The sequence below is a fragment of the Paenibacillus sp. FSL R7-269 genome (assembly GCF_000517865.1).
Taxonomy (GTDB): Bacteria; Bacillota; Bacilli; order Paenibacillales; family Paenibacillaceae; genus Paenibacillus_AQ.
In genome coordinates, this window is record NZ_ASPS01000019.1 from 142,980 (window position 1) to 164,389 (window position 21,410).

The 21,410-nt window shown below is 46.0% G+C and carries 10 protein-coding genes; 9 read left to right on the forward strand and 1 reads right to left on the reverse strand.

All coding sequences use genetic code 11. The features are described 5' to 3' along the window. The first annotated feature begins 55 nt into the window (after window positions 1-55). From C162_RS09210 to groL, 5 genes are all read left to right on the forward strand, one after another. The gene (locus C162_RS09210) at window positions 56-541 is read left to right on the forward strand and encodes a MogA/MoaB family molybdenum cofactor biosynthesis protein (protein ID WP_036693720.1); all 486 of its coding nucleotides are present in this window, start codon (window positions 56-58) and stop codon (window positions 539-541) included. 131 nt (window positions 542-672) lie between these two features. After that, entirely contained in the window at window positions 673-915 is a 243-nt protein-coding gene (gene tatA / locus C162_RS09215; protein WP_036693722.1) for a twin-arginine translocase TatA/TatE family subunit, read from the forward strand. A 240-nt stretch (window positions 916-1,155) separates the two neighbouring features. Further along, window positions 1,156-1,920, forward strand: coding sequence for a twin-arginine translocase subunit TatC (gene tatC, locus C162_RS09220; protein WP_036693723.1), 765 nt, complete (start codon window positions 1,156-1,158; stop codon window positions 1,918-1,920). A gap of 305 nt (window positions 1,921-2,225) precedes the next feature. Continuing rightward, a complete protein-coding gene (gene groES / locus C162_RS09225; RefSeq protein WP_036693725.1) occupies window positions 2,226-2,507 on the forward strand; it encodes a co-chaperone GroES in 282 nt (93 codons plus the stop codon). A gap of 68 nt (window positions 2,508-2,575) precedes the next feature. After that, window positions 2,576-4,210 (forward strand): chaperonin GroEL, encoded by a 1,635-nt coding sequence (gene groL, locus C162_RS09230; RefSeq protein ID WP_036693727.1) that lies wholly within the window; start codon window positions 2,576-2,578, stop codon window positions 4,208-4,210. Window positions 4,211-4,353: 143 nt separating this feature from the next. On the opposite strand, the gene C162_RS09235 is transcribed toward groL, so the two are convergent. Next, window positions 4,354-5,331, reverse strand: a complete 978-nt coding sequence (locus C162_RS09235) for a tRNA dihydrouridine synthase (protein ID WP_036693729.1) — start codon at window positions 5,329-5,331, stop codon at window positions 4,354-4,356. A 262-nt stretch (window positions 5,332-5,593) separates the two neighbouring features. On the opposite strand from C162_RS09235, the gene C162_RS09240 reads away from it, so the two are divergent. From C162_RS09240 to C162_RS09255, 4 genes are read left to right on the forward strand one after another with little or no spacing between them, the layout of a single operon-like run. Beyond that, on the forward strand, window positions 5,594-7,240 hold the full coding sequence (locus C162_RS09240) for a clostripain-related cysteine peptidase (protein ID WP_083677910.1): 1,647 nt from the start codon (window positions 5,594-5,596) through the stop codon (window positions 7,238-7,240). 14 nt (window positions 7,241-7,254) lie between these two features. Further along, window positions 7,255-14,073: a hypothetical protein gene (locus C162_RS09245; protein WP_036693732.1), complete on the forward strand. Its 6,819-nt coding sequence runs from the start codon at window positions 7,255-7,257 to the stop codon at window positions 14,071-14,073. Window positions 14,074-14,076: 3 nt separating this feature from the next. Further along, window positions 14,077-19,767, forward strand: coding sequence for a hypothetical protein (locus C162_RS09250; RefSeq protein ID WP_036693733.1), 5,691 nt, complete (start codon window positions 14,077-14,079; stop codon window positions 19,765-19,767). Next, window positions 19,764-21,377, forward strand: a complete 1,614-nt coding sequence (locus tag C162_RS09255) for an S-layer homology domain-containing protein (protein ID WP_036693735.1) — start codon at window positions 19,764-19,766, stop codon at window positions 21,375-21,377. The genes C162_RS09250 and C162_RS09255 overlap by 4 nt, the downstream gene beginning before the upstream one ends. The last annotated feature ends 33 nt before the right edge of the window (window positions 21,378-21,410 follow it).

Sequence of the window (21,410 nt, forward strand, 5' to 3'; positions counted from 1 at the left end):
GGCAGCTGCTTCAGCAGCCGGACATACATAGTACATAGAGAGGGAGGGACAACCTATGGCGTGGAAAACAGCAATCCTGACAGCCAGCGATAAAGGGGCCAGGGGCGAACGGGAAGATACGAGCGCCCAGGTGATTCGGGAACTGGTGGAGGAGGAGCTGGGCGGCGAGATCATTGAATACCGGATCGTGCCTGACGAGCAGGATGAGATTATTGCTGCACTGATTGAGCTAACGGATTATTTCCAGGCGGATCTGGTGCTGACAACCGGCGGAACCGATCTGGCCATCCGCGATGTTACGCCGGAGGCGACGCGGCGGGTCATTGAACGCGAAGTGCCCGGACTCTCCGAGGCGATGCGCAGTACGGTGATGCAGAAGAACCGCGCAGCTATGCTGTTCCGGGGAATCTGCGGGATCCGCGGAAGAACCCTGATTGTCAATTTGCCCGGTACCCCGAAGGGGGTACATGAGAATCTGGCAGCGATTATGGATCAGCTTCCGGAAGCACTGTTGATGGTTACGGGACAATACCGCCAGTAACTGGGTTCTGCCCTAATTACTTTTGTCTAAATCGTTCAGGATAGACGATGGATGTGTGATATAAGTTATGGTATTATTATTTTATCGTTAACTATTGTCATGAACGGACAGAAGGATGGGAGGAAACCGGAATGTTAGGTGGTATTGGCACACCCGGAATTATCTTGTTGGTTATCTTGGCGCTGCTGCTCTTCGGTCCCAATAAGCTTCCTGAGCTGGGGCGGGCAGTCGGGCGTACCTTCCGTGAATTCAAGGACGGTGCGCGGGAGATTGTGAACGAGCCGGAACCGGCCAAGCGGAGCGAGTCACCTGCTCCTGCGGCCTCGCAGGCAGTGTCAGCAGAACTTCCGCAGGACCGCCGTCTGCCGGAATAATTTTAAGGTTCCCACGCAGGGGCGTCTTTCCCAGGTCTGCTTTAGACCGGGGCGGCGCCCTTTTTTTGAAATATAAGAATTTATATGTTTCACATGATAAATTATCCTTCTATTTCTCGCTGAAACGGTACCGTCCTTTAATAGGACGGCATAGCCGTTTTCACTTGAAGAGAAGAACTTGTATGTATATCAAGCGATAACTTATCCATTGCTAATATGTCAATCCGGGTGGTGTCAGTCATGTCTCTGGAAGCGGAAGAAATGTCCCTCGTCGATCATCTGACGGAGCTGCGCAGACGTCTTATCTACGTGCTGATCGTGTTTGTGGCCGGACTTGTGCTCGGCTTATTCGTCGCCAAACCAATCTATCTGTATCTGATCAGCGCCGATGCTGCGCAAGGCTTCGTCCTGCATGCATTCTCCTTCTGGGATGGAATCGGGATGTATATGAAGATCGCTATGGCGGTCTCCCTGGTCTTCTCGGTGCCGTTTATCGTCTTCCAGCTATGGGCGTTCATCAGCCCCGGCCTGCGGCCAGTGGAGCGGAGCGCTGCCCTGCGTTATGTGCCGTATGTGTTTGTGTTGTTTATTGCCGGCATTGCTTTTGCCTATTACATAGTGTTCCCTATGGCCTTATCCTTCACCATCTCGATTACGCGGAATATGGGGCTTGAGGAGACCTACGGCATCGCCGAATATTTCAATTTCATGTTCAGTCTGGTGATTCCGCTGGCCCTGCTCTTCGAGCTGCCGCTGATCGTCATGTTCCTGACCAAGCTCAGGGTGCTGAACCCGCTGCGCCTGCGCAAGATGCGCCGTTATGCCTATTTCGCGCTTGTGTTCATAGCTGTGGTTATTACGCCGCCTGATTTCATCTCGGACTTTCTGGTGACGATTCCGCTGCTGGTGCTGTATGAATTCAGTGTGTTCCTGTCCGCATTCGTCTACCGCAGGCAATTGGCTGAGGACGCTAAGCGGGAGGCACGATATGTGAAGGCAGATTAGTGGGAAGGGGGCATAATATGCCCCTTGGTGGATAGAATGGAGTAGAGTGTGCGCCCAGACAAGTGCTGAAACCATAATTTTGGCAAAAACAAATACGATTTTGTGTAAAAGGACTTGAAATCCGTCTTCAAGTTGAGTATCATAAAAATTGTTGTTAGCACTACAGAGGGTTGAGTGCTAACGCTGCTGAAAAACCGGGATTGGCCGGAGCAGCTTTCCGTAAGGGATGCTGATGGCGCAGATCCCCGCAGCTCAATTTATGTTTTCAAGGCAAATCACATAATTTCAAAGGAGGCTATTTTTTCATGATTAAACCACTAGGTGAACGCGTATTGGTAGAACCAAGCGAGCAACAGGAAACTACTTCTTTCGGGATCGTGCTTCCGGACTCTTCCAAAGAGAAGCCGCAAGAAGGTACTATTATCGCTGTAGGCAGCGGAACTTTGAAAGACGGAGTCCGTGTAGCGCTGGAAGTGAAAGAAGGCGACCGTGTGCTTTTCTCGAAATATGCCGGAACTGAAATCAAATATGAAGGCAAAGAATATCTGATTATGAAAGAAAGCGACATCCACGCTATTCTTGACTAGTCTTAAGCGTCTCTCATAAGTCAGATTCAGAATACATTCACAAATTATATTAGGAGGTTAACTATACAATGGCAAAAGAAATTAAGTTCAGTGAAGATGCTCGCCGTGCAATGCTGCGCGGGGTTGACGCTTTGGCAAATGCAGTAAAAGTTACACTGGGTCCTAAAGGCCGCAACGTGGTGCTGGAGAAGAAATTCGGCAGCCCGCTAATCACGAATGACGGTGTAACCATCGCCAAAGAAATCGAACTGGAAGATGCTTTCGAGAACATGGGCGCACAGCTCGTTAAAGAAGTAGCTACCAAGACTAACGATGTAGCCGGTGACGGTACTACAACTGCAACGGTTCTGGCTCAGGCTATGATCCGCGAAGGTCTGAAGAACGTAACTGCAGGCGCTAACCCGATGGTTATGCGTAAAGGGATCGACAAAGCAGTGAAGGCTGCTGTTGCTGAACTGCAGAATATCGCTAAACCGATTGTGGATTCCCAAGCGATCGCACAAGTAGCTGCAATCTCCGCTGCTGACGAAGAAGTGGGCCAACTGATTGCTGAAGCTATGGAAAAAGTGGGCAAAGACGGCGTTATCACCGTTGAAGAATCCCGTGGATTCCTGACTGAGCTTGAAGTGGTTGAAGGTATGCAGTTCGACCGTGGTTACATTTCCCCGTACATGATCACAGATACGGACAAGATGGAAGCCGTTCTGGAGAACCCGTACATCCTGATCACTGACAAGAAGATCAGCAGCACTCAAGAAATTCTTCCGCTCTTGGAGAAGATCGTTCAACAGGCGCGTCCGCTGGTAATCATCGCTGAAGACATCGAAGGCGAAGCTCAGGCGATGCTGATCGTGAACAAGCTGCGCGGAACATTCAATGCTGTAGCGGTTAAGGCTCCTGGCTTCGGCGACCGCCGTGAAGCTATGCTGCAGGATATCGCTGCTCTGACAGGCGGACAAGTGATCACTGAGAAACTTGGACTTGATCTGAAAAGCACTTCCATCGAGCAACTGGGTAACGCCCGTCAAGTGCGCGTAACCAAAGAAAACACTACAATTGTAGACGGAAGCGGCGACAAGGCGGACATCAATGCACGTGTTAGCCAAATCCGTTCCCAGCTGGAAGAAACGACTTCCGAATTTGACAAAGAAAAACTGCAGGAGCGTCTGGCGAAATTGGCTGGCGGCGTAGCCGTTGTCAAAGTCGGTGCTGCTACTGAAACTGAACTGAAAGAGCGCAAGCTCCGCATCGAAGATGCCCTGAACGCAACCCGCGCTGCGGTTGAAGAAGGTATCGTATCCGGTGGGGGTACAGCTCTTGTGAACGTATATGCTGCTGTAGCTGCTGTTGTAGCTGAAGGCGACGAAAGAACTGGCGTTAACCTTGTGCTGCGCGCACTGGAAGAGCCTGTTCGTACGATCGCTGCTAACGCAGGCCAGGAAGGTTCCGTTATCGTGGACCGCCTGAAAAAAGAAGACATCGGCATCGGCTACAACGCTGCTACCGATGAGTGGGTAAACATGTTCGAAGCAGGGATCGTTGACCCTGCCAAGGTAACCCGTTACGCGCTGCAGAACGCAGCTTCCGTAGCTGCTATGTTCCTGACTACCGAAGCGGTTATCGCTGACAAGCCAGAACCAGCCGGTGCTGGTGGCGGAATGCCTGATATGGGCGGCATGGGCGGTATGGGCGGAATGATGTAATAAGGGTTACAAACCCTTATGCATCAAGGGTTTCCTGAGAAGGAAACACCGTTTGACCACATGATGCAAAAATAAGAGGCTTCCTATGAGTTCATTGAACTTGTGGGAAGTCTCTTTTTCATAGCTTTAGACTTTAATATTCTTCAATCTAATTCTTGATCTAAAAGAGGTTTTACTAAACGACGCACTTCGTCTGTTGAAGTGGTTTCCATTAATTGGTCTCTTAGTTCGCCTGCGCCTCTAAATCCACGAACATAGATTTTGAAATAGCGAAGAAGTGGTCTAAATGAACGTGGCAAGGTTTCTGTCGAATATTTATCGTGAAGATCCAACTGTAAAAGAAGTAAATTGAGAAAATCCTTCGCGCTATGTTCTTTAGAGTCTTTCTCAAAAGCAAATGGATTAGTGAAAATGCCGCGGCCAATCATGATACCATCAACGCCGTATTGTTCAACTATTTTTAATCCTGTTGCGCGGTCCGGAATATCTCCATTAATGGTTAACAACGTATTTGGGGCAATTTCATCACGCAATTTTTTTATTTCAGGAATTAGTTCCCAATGTGCAGCTACTTTACTCTTCTCTTTTTTGGTACGAAGGTGAATGGAAAGATTCGCAATATCTTGTTTCAATATATGTCCTAACCAATCGCGCCACTCATCAATTTTAGAGTAACCTAATCTTGTTTTAACACTAACCGGCAATCCACCTGCTTTTGCTGCTTGAATAATTTCTGCTGCAACTTCAGGATGGCGTATTAATCCAGCCCCTTTTCCACTGGCTGCGGCGTTTTGTGCTGGGCATCCCATGTTTATATCGATACCACGAAAACCAAGTTTTTTCATATCAATACTCATCTGTTCAAAAAGTGCAGGTTTATTGCCCCAAATATGAGCGACAATCGGTTGCTCATCAGCTGTGAACATTAACCGGCCACCTACATTTTCTTTTCCAACAGGATGACAATAATGTTCTGCACTTGTGAATTCTGTGAAAAATACGTCAGGTTTTGCAGCTTCACTAATGACGTGACGAAATACAATATCTGTGACGTCTTCCATTGGAGCTAATATAAAAAACGGTTTCGGTAAATCCAGCCAAAAGTTTGGTTCGTTACTCATATTATCTTCTCCTGTTGCAACATATAATCAATAGCAAAGCCTTTTACCCATCATACATAGACTAACACATTTTGTTAGGGGCTGTGAATAAATTAGGTATCCGTAAAAGTCTGATCTCCTGGAGATCTGGCTCTTTTTGCTGTTGGCCAGAAGGGAGCGGCAAGCGCGAACTTAAAGATTTCTTTAACTTTCACACAGGGGTTAATCTGCCATGTTAGAGTAGTAGCTTAATAGGATTAATCAATTGAAAGGCCGGAACTTGATGACAAAAATCAGAGGTTTTATCATTTTTTTAGTCTTTTTTCTTGCAATAACTCCATCATCATCAGCAGCAGCGGCACAAAGCTCCAGCTATGCAGAAGCGCTTAACCACTTGGGATTGTTCAGTGGAACGGAGAATGGATATGAGCTGTTGCGGGTGCCTACCAGAGCAGAAGCCCTTGTAATGATGCTGCGTCTGTGGGGGAAGGAGAAAGAGGTCCTGAAAAGCACCTACAACAGTCCATTTACTGATACAGGGTGGGAAAGCCGCTACGTGTCATATGCCTATACCAAGGGTGTAGTTAATGGAATGGATGAGTTTCGTTTTGGCGGTAACCGGCCTATCTCGCTTAACCAATATTGTTCAATGATTTTAAGGGTGCTCAGATATTCAGAAACAAAGGGCGACTTTACCTATGGAACCGCGGTTTCTTTCGCCTCAATAGTTCTAGGAATAGACCTTACCCAAGAACGCGAATTCAATCGGGGAACGCTTGCAAAAATAAGCAGTTATGTTCTAAACACAAGACCCCAAAACCAACTTGCAACGCTAGGTCAAACCCTTAGTGCAACAAATGTGTTCACCACACAAGCTTTAAACGAGGCCAGGTCACTTTGGGAGCAGGATAAAAATCTGGATTCAACGACGATTTTAATATATGCAGTGGGTTCTGACCTTGAATCACAGCAAGGCCGGCTAACCGATGACCTGGAAGAAATTTTGCGGGGTCAACCCAACCAAAATACGAAAATCCTGCTGCAAACAGGCGGAACGCTCAACTATCACAACAAATATATGACCGATGGAGCATCCGAACGCTTTGAAGTTAGTCGTGGACAGCTGCAAAAGCACGACAGCCACATCCAAACCGCCGCATCAGACCCTAAAACACTAAAGGATTTTCTTGTATGGGGCAAAACCGTTGCACCAAGTGAGCGTTATATCCTGATTCTATGGGACCACGGGTATGGAACAATGGGCGGATTTGGTGCAGACGAGTTAAATGAAAGAAAAACGATGAAGGTCTCGGAGCTTTCCCAAGCGATCGGTTCATCAGATATGTATTTCGACTTAATCGTCTTTGATGCCTGTCTTATGGGCACAGTTGAAACTGCCTATGCGCTTAGAAATCAGAGCAAATATCTCATAGCTTCTGAAGATTCAACCCCCGCAGCAGGCTTGTATTATACCACATGGATAGGTGCGCTAGAGCGAAATCCACAGATCAGCACTGAAAGAGTAGGGCGTTTAATTTTAGATTCCTTTACCCTTCATTCAGGGATGGAAGCTAAGATGCAAACCACCCTATCAATGTTGAAGCTGTCTCAGGCGGAATCCTTGGTTAAGGCTATAGAACATGCAGAATTTGATCTTTCCCTAACAGAGCTTGCAAACCGCTCAGAGCTATTAGGCAAAAACGACGGGATATTCGATCAATATGATCTTATAGAGATCATGGGCCAATCATCAGAAGTCACTGCTGCCGCCCAAGCGCTTGCCTTCGAAGTAAGAAATTCAGCAGGCTATAACCATCGGGGCGGCGTAGCAGTATATGTCCCTAACAAAAAAATTGAACTCACACATCAAATGAAACAAGAGCTACAAGCCCTTGGTCTTAGCTCAAAATACATAGAAACTATTTTCTAACGAGGAGGTATTTTATGAAGAAGATAATAAGTTTGATGCTGGTATTCTCGCTTTTACTATCATTAGCGCCTGTGTATGCGAATGTAGCAACAGAGTACACGTATGTGTTTGGTGTGAAAACAGGAGGCAACGATAACGGCGGAACCGGTGATGATATTTATATGGGCGTAAGTACATATGAATCTGGAATAAACTCTGATCAAGCAACAAATTTTGGCGGCGCTGCCGCTTGGTCTGATACACAACATACATTTAAATTGCAAAATACTCCACCGTGGAGAATGAACGAGCTCGTTTTTTGGCTGGTAGGCAGTGATGACTGGTACGGTGAGTCGGTGGTTCTGTGGCTTCCTCAAATTGGGGGAAACATAAATCCAACACAGACGAAGACCATTCCAATATACTCATGGACAAAAGACCAGGGCAGACTGTATCGTGATATCTCGGACGTAACCAAAAGAAAATTCACAGATATGGGTGACGTTGATAAGCATGGAGGAGAGTTCTATCTGGATGCGAATTCGTCAGGCTCTGAACGTGCAGAGTGGGACAACTATGTCAGAGATCAATATGGTCACTATGACATTATGCAATATGAGGATGCTCCTGTAGTCAGCTATACTGTTTCGGACGACGCTGTAGGCAGGGATTGGTTAACATTCCAGGAGCCGACAAAAACAAAAACGTTTGAGCTCAATATTGACCGCAAGAAGCTTCACGATCAGATGGTTGCCAAGGACAAAGCAGAGATTTCTCTAACCTATAGAGTGGCGCTGCTTGCCCAGTCTACCAATGCTGAGAGTCTCGGGGGGACCTTTGCCCATACAAGCTCAGGAGAGCCCGCGGTTAATACCTATTTGACAACAAAGATAGGGCAAGCGGACTACTATTATAAAGATGTAACGTATACGTTCTATCGTAGCATATATAACCTCGGCAACCCAGATATCACTCAAACGGTTACCTATTCACCGAGCCAGGACAATCTGTATCTCAACCGTAAATTCACAGATGTTAATATCACGGTTGAAGCGGTGTCCATTCATAAAAAAACTATGACGCAAGAAATTAAAACGGAGCTGATCACCAACTTCCAAGCCACGCCTTCGTTATATATTGGGAACAACACGACAACACCGCTTGCCAACCTAACCATGACCAAACTGGAGGGCGATGACGGCAAACCAAACGGCAAGCTTCAGTTCAATGGACAAGTCCCGCTGGATGTTAGCGCAGTGGAAAGCGAGGGTATAAGGCTTCAGCTTGACAACGTATCTACCCATCTAACGAAAAAAGGCCAGGCGCAGGCCTATTATTTAGAGAATCCAACTCCAGAGTCACCGTCATCACAAAGCTTTTATTTCTCAACTCACAAAGTGGACACCAAAACCCCAACGGTAAGAGTGACTGACCAAACTGGAAATGACCTGACGGGGGCAGATTCCATTCAAGGCAACATCAAAAAGCTGCATGAATTCTATATGGTTGCCAGCGAAACCCTCTATCCAGAAGGAAATGTCGCCCACAGCGAGTCGAATCAAAACTATTTTAATTATGAGCTGTACAAGAAAACCGGTGATTCCTATGAGCCGGCTATGACCCGAATCACAAACTTTGACGGTACAGGAAACAGAGCAAGAGTTACCGCACCTATTAACACGCAGGTTATTAATGGCGTTAGCCTAAAGCTAAGTCCAATCGATCGGGTGGAGGGTGAATTCAAGCTTCGGCTGTATGGATGGGATCAAGCCGACAATACGCTTGGCGGAGAGGCCGGATATGCAGAAATTGAGAATATCCTAATCGATAACCAGGCTCCGCGGGTGACCGTAAACGAAACGGTACATCCCCAAGATGCACAGCTCCGCAAAAGAAATGACTATAGCTTTGAAATGAATGACCTTGAGCAAAGCAATAACGGCTGGTCAAGAACTTATTATACCTTTATGAACGGGAATGCGGCGCCGCCTGACACGCCAATCAATCAGATTAAACCTGCCTCCGCAGAAATTGCTTCAACTCAAGGCACATGGGCATTCGTAGACTCAGAAGGTGACAGCACAACTGCCATTCTATCCATTCCCAAAGGGGACAACTTTGAGGGAACTCTCTATTATTTCACCGTAGACTCACTTGGAAACGATTCTAGAAACGAGCAAGCCTCCAGTTACTATAAAAAGCCTGTGAGTATGTTCAATGGAAATGTTGCCGACACCCTCCATACGGAGGATTCCAGTCTGCCAAAGCCGTATTTTGACATTAGCTTTGACGTAAGCAATCCAAACCTTGAAACGAGTTACCGGTGGATTTCTGATCCTGGCAATGACAACAGCTTTACACAAAAATTTAAAGTGTACGAATCAAGCGATGCTGTTGGTGCAGCTGAAAAAACGAATCTTAGCGGAACCAAAGTGCTGATGGACGGGAAATATATCCTTGAATATCGGGTGAAAAATAAACAGTCTGGTAATACTGCTGAATTCTCACAAGAATACACGTATGACGCCTATCCCCCGGAGATTAAATTTACCGTAGGAAGTCAGCACGATCATTTCAAATCATCCCATCAAATTAACGTGAAAGTGGCAGACCGCAGTGGAATTGCCAGTGCATATTACTATGTATCCAAGCCGGATTCAGAGATGAGAATTGAAGATATGCCCAACTATCCGCTGACACTGACACTTGGCAGTGACAACATAGCGCAGGTTAATCAAACCTTGACCCTGACCGGACTTCCATCAGGTGCGTACAGCATTGTTGTTGTGGCCAAAGACCCGCATGGCAGAGAAAGTAAAAAGGTGTCCCCGTACTTTGGGATGAGGTCAGAGCCTGCGGTAATTGATACCTTAAACTTTGCGGGAGCAAAGATTGTAAACGGAATGGGTACAACCACGGATGGAACCTATAGTATCAATGCTGTGTTGAATGAGCCACATGCATCGTGGACTTCTGATAGCGCAACGAAATATCAAAACCCGGTATATTATGCGACAACGGACGGCATGCCAACAGATAACGGTGCTTTAGTTCCTGCGTTTACAGCGAGCAGCAATTCGGGCGGGAATTATGCATTTACACTCGACACACCGGTTCCGCTTCAAGAAGGCGTCAACACCATCTATTTCCAGTTTGGCCTCATCAATGCTCCTGCTGACGACAGACCGGAGTTTTTAACAGAAGCAAGACCGCTCACCATTCTGTATGATAGCCAGGCACCAGCCTTTGAATTGCCGGACTATAGCACCATACAGCCAACCAACGCATCAGTGACAGCAACAATAATCGCAAGTGATGCGGGTACAGGGATTAGCAAACTGACCGTTGCACCCGAGGATGCTGACAAAATCACGGTTTCTCCCTATACAGACGGTGCATTCACAGTAACGGTAAGCGAAAATATAACCACAAATCTGATCTTGTCTGACGAGCTTGGCAATCGTGTTCTAGTTCCTATTTCCGTATCTAACATTGACCGGGCAGCTCCATCTGCGCTTGCTTCAAGTGACACCGTGACCAAAGGAGCAAGACAAGATGGTGTGATTACAGTTGATGTCTCAGACAAGAATGACACAACCGTCTCCTTCGCACTTATTCAAGATCCGGCAGCAAACCCTATTCTAACCGAAGCGGACTATGCGCTGTTTCAATCAAGCCCATCCGTGGATATGCAAAGCAGTCCGGTCATCATTAATGGCGAAGGCAACAAACAGAAAACCTACACCATTGACCTGAAGGGGCTTAGCGGAAGCTATGCCATTGGGGTCAAAGCCGCCGACACCGCAGGAAATGTGACTGAAAAAGTGTTCACTGACGCAAAACTGGACCTAGTTGACGCAGGGGCAGCCATTGTAAGTGTCAGCGCAAACCCTAGAACTACAAAAACCACCGCAACGGTCAGCGTTTATTTTAACGTTCCAGTAACCGTAATGCCAAACGCACCTGTAGAGGGCGATGTTGTGGGTGATATGGCCAGGTCGAACCTTCTGTATACAGGACTTTTAACAACCTCCGCTAACTATGTAATGGATTATGAGGTTGTTATCCAAAACAATAATAAAATCAGCCTTTACATTCAGGACGAGGTTGGAAGAGACAGTGTTCTGGAATTTACACCTGAGGTTGAATTTGTTACAGGCTTTGATACTACAGGTTATGTAGAGAAAAATGGTCAAACGATTCAAAACGGCGGGTTCATATCCTTTAACCAGGGCGACAAGCTGTATTATATTGTAGTTCCGAATCCAAAGTATGCCGGACAATATTTCTTTGTTGAACATGCAGTGTTATCCGGGTTAGAACTAAATACCGAGCTAAGTGTTCCTGACCCATCGTTTACAGAAGTTGAAGGAAGAACAGCTTATTCTAAGCTTGTATTTGAAGTGCTAAGAGACGGCAAAACAACAAAATCAGCTTATTTCGAGGCCTATACGGCAGAAGGTATGGAAGCTGACCGGATGGAAGCGGAGTATGCTGCCATTGCAACGGTTGACGAAACTGCACCTGTTACACAGGTGGTCTATTCGACCACGGAGCCAACCAACCAAAATGTTACCGCAACACTTTCTGTATATGACCCGGAAAGCGGAATTCTAAAACTTGAACGTTCGTATGACGGCATAAGCTTTAGCCCCATTGAATCGATTGTTTCGCATACCGAAACCTTCGAGCAGAATGCAACGGTATATTTCAAAGTGACAAACAAAGCCGGAATAGTAACAATCGTGCCGGTCACCGTTTCAAACATTGATAAAACGCCAATCACGCAAGACACACACTACACCGTTGAATACAGCTATGAGAACTATCTTGGGAACTGGGTTCCAATCCAAGAAGGAAAAGCCTATAGAAGGGTTATGGCCACGCTCAAGTTTACCGGAGGCGGAAAAACGCTTTCGATGACAAACAACAACGCAGCCTTCTCAAGGACGCTAACGGAGGATAATCACACATTCACCTTTGAGTTTAGAGATCAATCGGGCAACACAGGTTCTCAAACGGTTAGCTATAACCATTTCGACAATACCATTGGCCAAACATCCTATGTGTTATCTAACATGTCCAAGACGAACCAAAATATCTTTGCAACGATCACTTTAACGGATGATTCAGGTGAAATCGCTTTTGCAGAGGTGAAGAAGGGCAATGTGGTGTATCCGTTCAAAGGGGAGCCGCTTGAGAATGAATATGTCGTAGAGCTGGACAGCTCAGGAATTTATAATGTGACAGCCTATGACTACGCTGGAAACCGTTGGACGACTCCGATTACTGTCTCGAACATTAACAAAGTAGTGCCAACTGCAATTGCAAAAACGTACAGCACACCTCCCACCACCGTTACTGCACAAAGCGTGAATGTGGAGCTGACTCAGTTCAGCAAGGAGTTCAAAACGATTACAGTCACCGGTGTGGAGCCTGCCGGAAGCCTAACTGCGGGCGATATCGTACATATCCCCGGCACCAAAGCTGTCCGCTTTAGAAAAAATGGTACAGTGTCCATGTTCTTTGTTGACGACTATGGCAATGAAGGCCAGGAAGTGATAACCGTATCCAATATTGTGTCCACACCGCCGCAAATCAAAGCCACTGCCACATTAGCTGAAGATAAGCTGAGCGTGAATGTGACCTTTGACCAAATCCGTGACAGTGACGGCGTTCCGCTCGACATTCTAAGAAAACTAACAGACCTTACCGTTTCTTATCGTGGATATGAACATGCACTTCTGACTGAAGTGAAGGACGAAGCCGGCGATGCCCTGTCCTATAAAGAGGCAGTGATCAACGTTAAAACTAACGGGGAGCACGTCTTTCAAGTCAGGGACCAAACAGGCATCACGCAAAAAATTCTGGTAACGGTTGAAGGAATTGAAGTGGGCGGTCCAAGAGTTAAAGAGGTTCGCTGGACATACAAATATCTCGAACAGAACCAAAGTGGCGAGTGGGTGGAAAAGGATCATCAAAACAAGATTGTTGTTGGTGTTGACACCTCTGGACAAGAAGAAGGATACGTTGTGGGAACCGACAAGAACCCGGCAACGAACCAGAATGTGAATGTCACGGTAATCACGGATAAAGATGCTAAATTCGTGGGCGGGAACGATCCGTGGAAACAAGAGAAGTCAATGAACTATAGCGACAATGGACTTTACAATTTTAACCTTGAAGGAAGAACAGGGACCTATACCTCGTATGGTGTTGACATTGGTCTAATCGACAAAACACCCCCTGTGCTAAAACTTAAAAATGGGGAAGAGCTAATCTTCATCGAAGGCATGACGCCTAAAAAAGATGCCTCCATTGCCTATGACAAGTCCAAGCTTCTGGACTTCGAAGCATGGGACATGGTTGCGGGTAAGAAGGTCGACTTGACGAAGCGGGTCACTATAAGCTATGGAGCCGGCGGGCGGGTGTTTAACCCTGACAACATCTCAGCCAATGAATTTGTTCGCTCGAACCCGTACTATATCGACTATACCGTAAGAGATGATGCAGGGAATCAAACTACCCTTCGCCGGACCGTTCGCCTTGTGGGTCTTTATGACACCATAGCCCTTGTGAACGGCGTTATGCCAAACAGTTCCAATGCTGTGTCCGTTCTAGGAAACAAGGTTGAAATTTCATTGAAGAATTTCTCCGGGATCTCGTATGCACGTTATGAAAAAGGTGTCTTAACCCAAGGTCAGATGAAAACAAAAGGAACGGTCCTGCGGGAGAAAAGCGGAGTGTATACTCTCGATAATGTTACGAATGGTTGGTATACCGTATATATCCAAACGGATAAACGCGACTATTTCAACATTCATGTATATGTCTCAAATCAAGGAGGGAAATAGGCAATGACGTTCTATAGAACAATGAAACGCAGCATAGCTGCAGCTATGATTCTATCCATGCTTTTCACGTTTGCAAGTTTCCCTGTTCATGCTGACGCCAGTAATGCGGATTATTCCATTGCGAACGAATTTATGAAATATTCAATTAATTCAAAAACGGGCGGCTTCTCCATCGAAACCATTGACGGTCATCCGCAAAAAGCGTTTGATAACAACCTTCCGCTTCTGTATAAGGAAGATGCGGCTAGGAGCAACGGAACATCCTTCACAACCGTCCGTATCGACGGAAAGGATTTTATTTTCGGTCAGGAATATGGCTGGTTTGGAATTGATACCAAGCTTCATGAACCTGTCGTTTCTGAGCAAAATAGGCTTTTAACCATTGCATGGGACATTAAGGGCTATACCATTACACAAAAGGTGTCCATTTCAATCGACCCTAACAATTCAAGGACGGGTAACATTGGTATTTCATATGATGTGAAAAATAATAATGCCACGGCCGGAACGGTGGGGATTCGGCTTCTGCTGGACAACGCGCTGGGTTCAGAGATTGACGCACCTTATGTGTTAGTTGACCCGTCGCAACCGACAATCGTTGAAACCGAATATAGCGGTGACAATCTTCCGCAGCAAATCAGATATGTTGATTCTCTGTCGGCCTCGAACAAGACGGCTTATGCTCTCTTGTCCGGCTGGAGCGGCAACAAGGATGTGAATGTTGATAAGGTGATTGTAGGACACTGGATTAATCTTGCAAACACCAGATACGAGTATACACCAAACCCTAGTGTGGACTTTACTAATTATTCTAACCAATACTTAGTTCCCGACACTGCAACGGCCTATTATTGGAATGAAAAAGCCATTGAGCCGGGTCAAGTCAGAATTTCTGAAATGCTCTATGGGATCGGCAGCTTTGCTGAACAAACCCAAAAGGAGCATGTATCCATAGGGATTCAAACCGAAAATGTATACTTAGCTAACGACAAAAAAGGGTATGAAAACAATGGTGTTTTTAAAGCAAATGTAACCATCGACAATAGTGTCTCAGGAGCAAAGGAACTTATAGAACCCATTGTGAAGCTTAGCCTCGAAGAGGGGCTTGTGTTTGCAGCCACGAAGACACGGGAATACACAGTGAAGATTTCGGGCGGTCTTAACATTGGAACGGTGTTTAATATTCCGGATGTAGACATTATTGCAGAGACACAGTCCATGATCACATCAAAACGTCTGGTCGTTTCGCTAAACGCCACAGAAATTATTGATGCTAAGACCAATAAAGTGGTTGACTATAGTGCCAACACAAACATTTTGATTCCTGCAGTGGAAGGAAAGCTCCCGGAGGTTTCAATGAAGCATGTTTTCCCGGCGGCCGTTTATTATGAAGGTGACAAAAACCTTACCGTTTCTGGCGATATGAAGGTGTTGTCAGGGGCTCTTTCGGGAAGTGACGGATGGAGTCTGTACCTTGTTTCATCCTCAAGCGGTGAGGCTGCTCTGATTGACAAAAGAAAAATAAGCTTTATTGATGAAGGCCAAACGCTTGCGTTCTCAACGAATCAGACGTTAGCGGTTGGAAAGTATGACATTGAATTCAGATTTACAAATCAACAGCTGATCGATGCCTTCGGTACCAAAATTAAAGCAGCCACTACAGTGGACGTTACCGATCATTTAGCGGATAAAAGTGCAAGCTACGGCATTGTTTCGCTAGTCCGGTTCACAGACGCTGCGAACCACAGACAGTTATATGACTATATTAGTTTTACAAACGAAGATGTAATGAAGAAATTCATAGCCGGCGGCGTGAGCAAAGACGGCATTCTTCACAAAGGAATAGTCTTTAAAGAAGACGAAACAGAAATTTTGTTGACCCTTCGCGGAAAAATCAGACTTATGGATACGGGTACAGAAAAATATTACTCTGCCAGCCCGGCCGATGGCGACATTACCATCAACAGCATCTTGACCTATGACAGCACCGAAGCCTTGAAGATGACCGTTGACAGCAAGGGGGCCAAGCTGGAAGGCGACGGTACCGTCAAAGTGATCAACTCGATTAATATTTGGCATAATAAGTGGCATTTTGAAGCCAGCAATGGAACCAAATATACGCTGAACCGGGAGGCTGTTGCCGAGAAGAGGGCTCAAGCCTTTGAACTTCAGCTCGGCGATGCCGGTTATATGCTGCAAAATATTGCAGGTTTTTTGATCAATATTAAGTACGGTGTTATGACCCAGGAAGATGATGATTTCGGAATTAGCTTTGGCGGTAGAATTTCAATGCCTTTAAAAGCTGCTGACTCATCCAAGGGTGAGGAGCATTATGATTATAAAGGCTCGCTCACAGCGGACGTTCAAGATGTTCTCTATGGAAGTAAAGACAGCGAGATTGGTTTTGTTGGCATTAACACAACACTCTCAGTAGCTCTGCCCAAAGATATATTAGGCCCGTTAGTAGGAAACGAAGCCGGTGTTAAAGCGGATATAACCATTAACACCATTGAAGATATTTATAGTATTGATGCCGGTGTATCTGTTACCATGCTCGAAGTAGAAGGGTCATTGGCCCTCAAAAAGGTTCCTATTAACTCCGTGCCCAAAATGATGCTGGACAAGCTCACCTTCTTTTTAGCGCCATCCACAATGAAGGTTCCTGTGGTTGCACCTTATGTATTTATCACAGGCCTTGGCGGAGGAATCTCAAACCTTGCTGACACCGTTGCCGGAGAACCGGCAGGCGAGCTTCCACCCCTTACCATCCATCTTCAGACGAGGCTATTAATTAATGCCATTATTGTAGGTGACTTTAAGCTGGATGCGAAGCTATCCGGTCTCGCCATAGAAGGCAGCGGCCACTTGGAGAAAGACGAAGAGGGAAGGCTGCTTAATATTCAAGCGGGAATGAATGTTCAATGGATCTCGCCGTTTCAGCTTAATGCCTTCGGCAGTATCAGTATTCATGCCGGAGCCATTCGTGGCGGGATCACGATTAAAATTACGGAAGATTATTTCTATGGTTATGTGTACGCAGGGCTGTTCATTCCAGACTCCATCCCGCTGCTCGGGGGCAAGGAGATCGCAGGCGTTGAGGCAGCCGTCTCATCGGACTTTGTGGGTGCAAACTTTAAGGTCATTGGGGTGAAGCTTGGCTTCATCTATTATTGGAACGGTGACCTAAGCTTTGGCGGGTCCATCGACCTCTCTTCAAGAGGAGACGCCGTTCACTATGTCCACTCGGAAGCGCTGGACGAGAGCGGCAACCTTGTGCCAACCACCACGATCTATGGAACGAATATGAGAAGACTGAGTACGGAGGCCGTCGCTAAGACAAGGGCCGGGAATGGGGTTACCAAAGAGATTAACCCGGCAACAAAGGATGCACTTCTCTTTGAAATTCCACTTCGGGGTTTAATCCAGCCGTCTGCATCTGAAATCATTGTCACCAATCCAAATGGAAAAAGATTGACCATGATTGAAGACGACAACAAGGGCAACGGAAACTATCTTGTTCAATCTTTAGACGGCACGAATTATTTGTACATTTCAGTCACTGATCCCTCTCTGATTGTTGGGGGCAACTGGTCCGTTTCAGTTTCAACACCTGATGTCTATATAGACAACTTTGCAGTAAACAGTGTTGACTATATGCCTGAGCTGACAGGAGTTAGTGCTTCTACTAGCACAAATACAAGCCGTGATATTAACGTTTCCTGGACAACGGACAAGCAGGGCCAATATTCGGGTGCACTTAATGTCTATGTCACGAAGGACCCGTCCGTCATGAAAACCATCGAATCCTCTAACATTCAAGATACTTCATCATTAATTAGTATTGGCAACCTGGAGTTAGATGAAATTGAATCAGGCTCTCATGTATTCACGCTTCCTGAGTCCTTTCCTGAAGGGAAATATCATGTGGTGGCCATGCTTGTGAACCATCAAGGCGGAATGAGCAAGAAAATCACTGCTTCAACCTTCACTTTTACCAATCCATTGCTCCCGCAAAACCCGAAATCTGTGTCTGCGGTCTACAGCGGTGACGGCTATGTGAAGGTTGATATAGCGGGAACCGATGATACTGCCACACATTATCTTGTGGCGATCCAAGATGAAGACGGGGATGAGGTCGAGAATTCCTTTGGTCAATTTAAAGTTGGCAGTGACATCGTTCTCAAACCATTAGAAAGCCAAACCAACCGGCCTCTATTAGAGGAAGGCAAGACTTATTTTGTTAAAGTGCAGGCGGTTAGAATTGTGGAGTCTGCTCTTAAACAGGCGGAATATTACCGTTCAACCGAATTTGCATCATCGCCAAGCTTTGTTATGCCTTCAACGGATAAGCCTCAGCTTGTAAGCATTGATACAAATATTGACAGATCAAAGGATCTTTATTACTTAAACACTAACCAATTAAAGGCGACGTACACCTTCGACAGACCCGTGAAAATGACCTTCAACCTTAACACCGAAGATAAAAACACGCCTCTAGAATTTAAGAAGGTGTGGTCATTTGAAGAAAATCTTGAAGACGGCCAGCAGCTGGTTGACTTTATAGCGGTTGCTGAAAACCGTGACACCCTCCAAGGCAGCCGTTCATCAGGTGCCATTGGATTTACTGTTGATACCAAAGCGCCTGTGTTACTCCTTGATGAAGATGTTAAAACCAGCCTGGATAAGGAAAACGTTGATAACACCGTCAGCAATCAGGTTGTTTTTGTGGGTGCGGACTCCAGCTATAGCTTCCATGGCCTAACAGAGCCATCCGCAAGCTTAACGTTAGACGGCAGTTCAGACGGCATTGTTATCCGTCCTGACGGAACCTTCGTTGTCAATCGCAAGGCCTCAGGTGAGGAACCGAACGAAACTCTGATGCTTACAGCGGTTGATGATGCCGGTAACGAAACGGTGGTTCCAGTGTATCTGGTGAATCGTGTTCTGTCAGAGTATGAAAGCATCAAACTAATCTCTGACCTGGAAGGCTCCGAGGATCAGCCTGATTCGATTGAGCTTGGCATAGGCGGAACAACGGCACTTTCTGTTAAAGCTCTCCGCACAGTTGAGGGCACCGTTCTAAAGGCAGAAGACGTTGTGTGGGACGTTCTGTATAATCAGAACATCATCAGACTGTCACAAGACGGGACCCTTGAAGCATTAGCCCCAGGCGAAACGGCTATCAAGGTTAGTTATAGACTGTCTGCTTTTGAAGGCCAGAACGGGAAGACGGTCTATAAAGAACTGTCAGACGTTATCAAAATTCATGTAAAAGATTATGGTTACCGTTATGAGGTTCGTCAGACCCAAGGGTTCTCGTTGTACACCATATATACTGAAATGAACATGGGCAAGGCAACGGTTGTGATTGGAGGCAACAAACAAACTCTGTTATATGACAATCTCAAGAAAGCCTATATTGGCGCTTCAAAGGAGCTTGTCACAGGCGAGCAATTAACAGCCAAGCTTGGTTTTGAACCAACGGTGAAATCTCCTGTTCTTCTGCGAGGAGATACCGATGGTAGCGGTGCGATCGATAAAGTCGACGTTACGGCAACATTGAATGCTATTTTGGACAATGTTTACAACGGCTTTAGTTCTGTAGAAAATTGGATGAGAGCTGATACCAACGGTGACGGCATTGTTGATATTGTAGATGCGCAGCTCACCCTAATGGAGGCACTTCAAAGATGATCAAATACTTAAAAATCATTGTGTGCATCATGCTTCTAGGGGCTGTTATACCTTCATATGCCTATGGCGCAAATGATGCTGCAGACCTTAGTTATCGTGTGGGCATCACCGTAACGGACAGCTCGGGTTCCTCGAAATCATCATTTAAGGTCGGAGAAAAAATACTTGTTAAGCTTAGTCTTGCCTATACTGGTGCCGGAAGGGCACCGGTATATGGCTTTCAGGGAAAGCTGCAGTTTGATTCTTATGTACTGGAAAATACCGGTGTGAAGATGGAAAAGGACATTTCGATGAAAGTTTCCGATGGTGCCATCAACTATGTCTATCTGGATATGACCGCCAAGGGAACAGAGGATTCCATCCTGAAAAATATAGGAACGGCTGTATTTCAAGCTAAAAACAGCGGCACGTTCAGCATTTCTTCAAGCGGCTTCATTCTAACAAACAAAGATGCGACACACCGGTATATTGAACCGGTTGAAGCTGTGCAAATCATTGTGGGCGATGGAGTAAAAGATGCCTCAAAATCTCTGTTATATGAAAACATTGTTGCTGCAAAAGCTTTGCTTGCTTCAGTGACGATTGCGGATAATCCCAAAACCATCTATTATCCGGATTATTGGTACCCAACCAAATCCGCGCAAACATTGAGAGCTGTGATTGCTGAAGCTGAGGCTGTTTTTAATAACAAGGACGCGCTGGCTTCGGAAATCTCAGAGGCTATTGAAAAGCTTAGCATTGGCGTTTCTGACTTTGAGAACTCCAAAATTACCGGTCCGAAACGTTGGGCTGCTCCGGAGGGCGATGCCACAGCCGGTAGCACCGCAGTGGATCTTTACTATTCAGTTAAAGCTTCGGTGAAAGGCGGAAACGGCAAAATTGCCGAGGGCTTTGAAGTTCAAACCATTCGCGCCACAACCTCTGCCACCATCCGAATGATTCCCGATGAAGGGTATGAAACCGAATATATCTTTGTCAACGGTGAGAAATGGATAGGCCACGACATTTACACTATTCCAGAGGTTAGCCGTGACACCCTTGTGGTGGTTACCTTTGCGAAAAAACCTCCTTTTACAGATATAGCACATGACGATTGGTTCTATTCTTCTGTAAGATATGTTTACAACAAGGGACTGTTCACGGGAACTACTGAAACGGAATTCTCACCCTCCGGGAAAATGAGCCGTGCCATGCTGGCCACTGTACTCTATCGCATGGAGAATAAACCGGATGTTACATTTGTGAGTGTATTCTCTGATGTGCAAAGTGGCCGCTGGTATTCAGAGCCGGTGATTTGGGCCAATCAAAAGAACATTGTTAACGGGTATGCTAAGGGGAAATTTGCTCCCAACGATGCGATCACCCGTGAGCAAATTGCTGTTATGCTGCATAGGTACGCAAAGGTTAAAGGTTATGGCCTTCAAGCTAAAAATTCAAGCCTGAGCTTCAAAGATGCCAATCAAATTTCAGGCTATGCCAAAGAGTCCATTACTTGGGCTGTGTCCAAGGGCATCATGAAGGGCAACACGGATTTGACTATAACTCCTTCTGGTCTTGCAACCAGAGCGGAGGTTGCCACTATGCTCGAAAGGTTTAATGAGCTGAATTGAAATTTAAATGAATACCAGCCGCCTCAAAATATT

Bases quoted from the DNA above. Each gene is read 5' to 3' on its own strand.
- groL (WP_036693727.1), top strand. From the start codon at position 2,576: ATGGCAAAAGAAATTAAGTTCAGTGAAGATGCTCGCCGTGCAATGCTG.
- groES (WP_036693725.1), top strand. From the start codon at position 2,226: ATGATTAAACCACTAGGTGAACGCGTATTGGTAGAACCAAGCGAGCAA.
- C162_RS09245 (WP_036693732.1), top strand. From the start codon at position 7,255: ATGAAGAAGATAATAAGTTTGATGCTGGTATTCTCGCTTTTACTATCA.
- C162_RS09235 (WP_036693729.1), bottom strand. From the start codon at position 5,331: ATGAGTAACGAACCAAACTTTTGGCTGGATTTACCGAAACCGTTTTTT.
- tatC (WP_036693723.1), top strand. From the start codon at position 1,156: ATGTCTCTGGAAGCGGAAGAAATGTCCCTCGTCGATCATCTGACGGAG.
- C162_RS09240 (WP_083677910.1), top strand. From the start codon at position 5,594: ATGACAAAAATCAGAGGTTTTATCATTTTTTTAGTCTTTTTTCTTGCA.
- C162_RS09250 (WP_036693733.1), top strand. From the start codon at position 14,077: ATGACGTTCTATAGAACAATGAAACGCAGCATAGCTGCAGCTATGATT.
- tatA (WP_036693722.1), top strand. From the start codon at position 673: ATGTTAGGTGGTATTGGCACACCCGGAATTATCTTGTTGGTTATCTTG.
- C162_RS09210 (WP_036693720.1), top strand. From the start codon at position 56: ATGGCGTGGAAAACAGCAATCCTGACAGCCAGCGATAAAGGGGCCAGG.
- C162_RS09255 (WP_036693735.1), top strand. From the start codon at position 19,764: ATGATCAAATACTTAAAAATCATTGTGTGCATCATGCTTCTAGGGGCT.